5 protein-coding genes are annotated in these 3,758 nt (G+C 44.8%); all 5 read left to right on the forward strand.

Features of this window, described 5'->3' with window-relative positions:
• Positions 1-688: YitT family protein (locus HMPREF9140_RS01845; protein WP_006951328.1), on the forward strand; the 688-nt coding region annotated here is incomplete at its 5' end.
• 20 nt (positions 689-708) lie between these two features.
• Entirely contained in the window at positions 709-1,731 is a 1,023-nt protein-coding gene (locus HMPREF9140_RS01850) for a porin (protein ID WP_006951329.1), read from the forward strand.
• Between the two features lie 136 nt (positions 1,732-1,867).
• On the forward strand, positions 1,868-2,500 hold the full coding sequence (locus tag HMPREF9140_RS01855; protein WP_006951330.1) for a 50S ribosomal protein L25/general stress protein Ctc: 633 nt from the start codon (positions 1,868-1,870) through the stop codon (positions 2,498-2,500).
• Positions 2,501-2,509: 9 nt separating this feature from the next.
• Positions 2,510-3,082 carry an aminoacyl-tRNA hydrolase gene (pth, locus tag HMPREF9140_RS01860; RefSeq protein WP_006951331.1) on the forward strand — a complete coding sequence of 191 codons (573 nt, stop codon included), beginning with the start codon at positions 2,510-2,512 and terminating at the stop codon, positions 3,080-3,082.
• An 11-nt stretch (positions 3,083-3,093) separates the two neighbouring features.
• Entirely contained in the window at positions 3,094-3,501 is a 408-nt protein-coding gene (locus HMPREF9140_RS01865) for an RNA-binding S4 domain-containing protein (RefSeq protein ID WP_006951332.1), read from the forward strand.
• Positions 3,502-3,758: the final 257 nt, after the last annotated feature.

Genomic DNA, 3,758 nt, shown 5'->3' on the forward strand with positions numbered 1-3,758 from the left:
TAACGAATTCGGAGCAAAGACGGTCTACACGGCATTAATTCTCGGTCCGATGATTGACTTCCTGGGAACAGTTATTCCCATCAAGGAATCTATATTTGCCGTCCATGTAGCAGGACAAACGATAGCTAATCCATGGTTCGATTTGTTGTGTTTCGTTGTTGTTTTGAGTGCATCGCAAAGCATATTGTTCAGTATAAATGCCTCTACTGGCGGACTGGATATTATGGCTAAAATCATCAATAAATACACCGGTTTTCACCTCGGTTCGGCGGTTGCCATTGCGGGCGGTCTCATTTGCTGTACAGCCTTTGCAATCAACGACGTAGGACTGGTTATGATTGGACTTATTGGCACATGGCTCAACGGAATGATTCTTCGCTACTTCATGATTAGCATGAATGCGAAAACACGAGTCTATATCATCTCTAAAGACCACGAGAAGATTAGGAAATTCGTGATGAGGAAGCTCAAACGAGGCGTAACGATTCACGAGATAGTTGGTGGATACACTCATGAGAAAGGCGTTCAGCTTGAGGTTATCCTTACAAATGATGAGTTCACAAAGCTAAATGAATTCCTTTTGCACGAGACTACTCACTCGTTTGTTTCTATCGACACAGTGAGCGATGTTTATGGCCTTTGGAGTAAGAAAGAACGGCGTAATCTACCCGAGATAGAAGAAGAATAAACATCTAACTCACTTAAAAGATGAAACTAAAAAGTATCGTTATTTTTCTATTGTCTGGCAGCTCAGTGGCTATGGCACAAACCGATTCGATTACTCAAGAACAGCGTCGACCACTCAATCTGACCGTTGAAGCACGTGCCGACTATCAGCGCGCTAGCAGCGACGGAACGAATATTAAGGAAGCAAGCGGATTCAAGGGAAACATTGTGGATGTTGTACTAAAAGGGCACATCACATCGAAGTTCTCTTATGCCTACAGACAGCGACTCAATACAATTAATAAGGACAAGAGTTTCTTCGACTCTACAGACTGGTTAAACATTCGCTATCAGGCTAACGACAACATAGCAGTCACGGCCGGAAAGTCTATCGTATGGGTAGGCGGATGGGAACTTGAGCCAGCACCAATTGATTGTTATGCCCTTTCAGAGTTCTGTTACAATTTCAGTTGCTACCAATGGGGCGTAAGCGCCGACTTTACCATAAACAACGGCAAAGACAATTTCACTGCACAGGTGTGTCAAAGCCCATTTTGGAGCATGTCTCCCGACACATACTCCTATAATATAATGTGGCATGGCCAGCACGGATTTTTCGAACCACTGTGGTCGATAAATATGATGGAATATGAGCCAAACAAGTTTATCAACTATATCGCTCTAGGCAATCGTTTCCATCTCGGACCAGTGCGTATTGACCTTGATTTGCTCAACCGAGCATCGTCAGGACAAACATTCATTAGGCGTGATTGTACCATAGCCGGGCAAGTTTGCTATCGACCAATCACACAGCTTAATCTTTTCGCCAAAGTGAGCTACGATGTGAATAAATCGGGAACCACTGCTGACCATTGTGTCTACAACGGAACAGAGATTACACGTATCGGAGGTGGAGCCGAATATTTCCCCCTCAAAGACGAACGTATACGAATCCATGGTTACTATAGCTACGCCTTTGGAAAGAACACCAATCCTAACGGCGTACTAACCGACAAATATTCCCTGTTGAATCTCGGAGTAACTTGGCGTATGAAAGTGCTTTAAGCGAACAGCTATTTGGAAATGAATCCTAAAAACGTATCTTTGCAAACGCTTTTTGCAACTAGAGAGGCCTGAGATAAGGCCTCTCGGTGTGTGATGGCGAATTAAAATCATATTAATTTAGAGTAACACAAACAAAATGAAAGAAATCAAGATTTCAGGTCAGAAGCGCACAGACCTCGGAAAGAAAGCGTCAAAGCTCCTTCGTAAAGAAGGATTAATTCCCTGCAACCTCTACGGCGAAAACAGAGTAGATGGCAAGCCGGTTGCATTCTCGTTCTCATCGCCCATGGCCGAACTTCGCAAGATTGTTTACACGCCGCACATCTACGTGATTGAGCTTATTATAGACGGCGAGCGTCACACAGCTGTGATGAAAGAACTTCAGTTCCATCCAGTAACTGATGCCCTTTTGCATGTCGACTTCTATGAGGTGAACGATCAGAAACCTATTGTGATGGGTGTACCCGTCAAGCTCATTGGTCTAGCACAAGGTGTTCGCGACGGTGGACGAATGAATATGTCGATACGCAAGATTAATGTTCGTGCCCCCTATCAGCAAATTCCCGAGCACCTCGACATTGATGTAACTAAACTCACTCTCGGCAAGAGTATCAAGGTGGGCGAACTAAGTTTCGAAGGTCTGGAGATGATTACTCCAAGCGAAGTTGTTGTTTGCTCAATCAAGACCACCCGTAACTCTATTGCATCGAGCGTAGAACAGGAAAGCGAAGAGGAGAGTTCGGCCGAGGAGAAGTCAAACGAAGAATAAACTTACACATTGGAAAAATATTTGATTTGTGGCCTTGGCAATCCCGGACAAGAATACGAGGGAACCAGGCACAACGCAGGATTTATGGTATTGGACGCTTTTGCAAAAGCGTCCAATATTGTTTTTGAAGATAAGCGCTACGGAATGGTGGCCGAGACATCGCTCAAAGGACGAAAGATTATTCTCCTCAAGCCAACCACATTTATGAACCTATCAGGCAATGCCGTGCGCTATTGGCTTAACAGTGAAAAGATAGATGAGCAACGACTCCTCGTAATATCCGACGACTTGGCCTTACCCTTGGGCGCATTCCGACTAAAGGCAAACGGTTCAAATGGCGGGCATAATGGTCTCGGGCACATACAGCAACTCATAGGGCCAGATTATGCTCGGCTGCGCATCGGCATAGGCAACGACTTCCCGAGAGGAGGACAAATAGACTGGGTGCTCGGTCGCTTCTCCGCCGACGAACAACAAATACTTAGTTCTACCATAGACCTTACAACAGAAGTGATTAGAAGCTTTGTTCTAGCCGGTATAAACGTCACGATGAACGAATACAACAAACTTGGAAAAAAATAAAATCTAACTGCATGAACGACTCCGCACGAATAGACAAATGGCTCTGGGCTGCACGAATCTTTAAAACCCGCAGTATCGCAGCCGAAGCATGCAAAAACGGGCGCATAACAATAAAAGGTTTCAATGTAAAACCATCGCACACCATCAAGGCAGGCGATGTGGTGAGCGTAAGGAAGCCGCCCATAACCTACTCGTTCGAGGTTCTAAAACCCATTGAACAACGTGTCGGCGCCAAATTAATCAACGAAATATATAACGACGTCACCGCTCCCGAACAATACGAACTCCTAGAGATGAACCGCATAAGCGGATTCGTTGACCGGGCACGCGGTACCGGTAGACCAACTAAGAAAGATCGCCGCCAGATAGACGCCTTCACCGACTCTACTTCTTTAGGCTTCTTCGACTCTGAACAATAATCTATACTCTTGTTTTAAATCAAGAAAGCAACCTCAACTTTTGTGAAAAAGAATTGATTAATATACCTTTGCCGCCGTGAGTTACATAGCTACATATTCCATCACCCCCGCGACGCAGAGAAATTTTGATTTCTCTGTGATTTTTTCGTCCAATAATTTGGTGGGTTCGGAAAAAGTGCTAACACACACACACACACACACACACACACACACACACACACACACACACACACACACACACACACACACACACACAC

This window comes from Prevotella micans F0438 (assembly GCF_000243035.1).
Lineage (GTDB): Bacteria > Bacteroidota > Bacteroidia > Bacteroidales > Bacteroidaceae > Prevotella > Prevotella micans.

Coding starts and splice junctions, on each gene's coding strand:
- HMPREF9140_RS01850 (WP_006951329.1), top strand. CDS start 709: ATGAAACTAAAAAGTATCGTTATTTTTCTATTGTCTGGCAGCTCAGTG.
- HMPREF9140_RS01855 (WP_006951330.1), top strand. CDS start 1,868: ATGAAAGAAATCAAGATTTCAGGTCAGAAGCGCACAGACCTCGGAAAG.
- HMPREF9140_RS01865 (WP_006951332.1), top strand. CDS start 3,094: ATGAACGACTCCGCACGAATAGACAAATGGCTCTGGGCTGCACGAATC.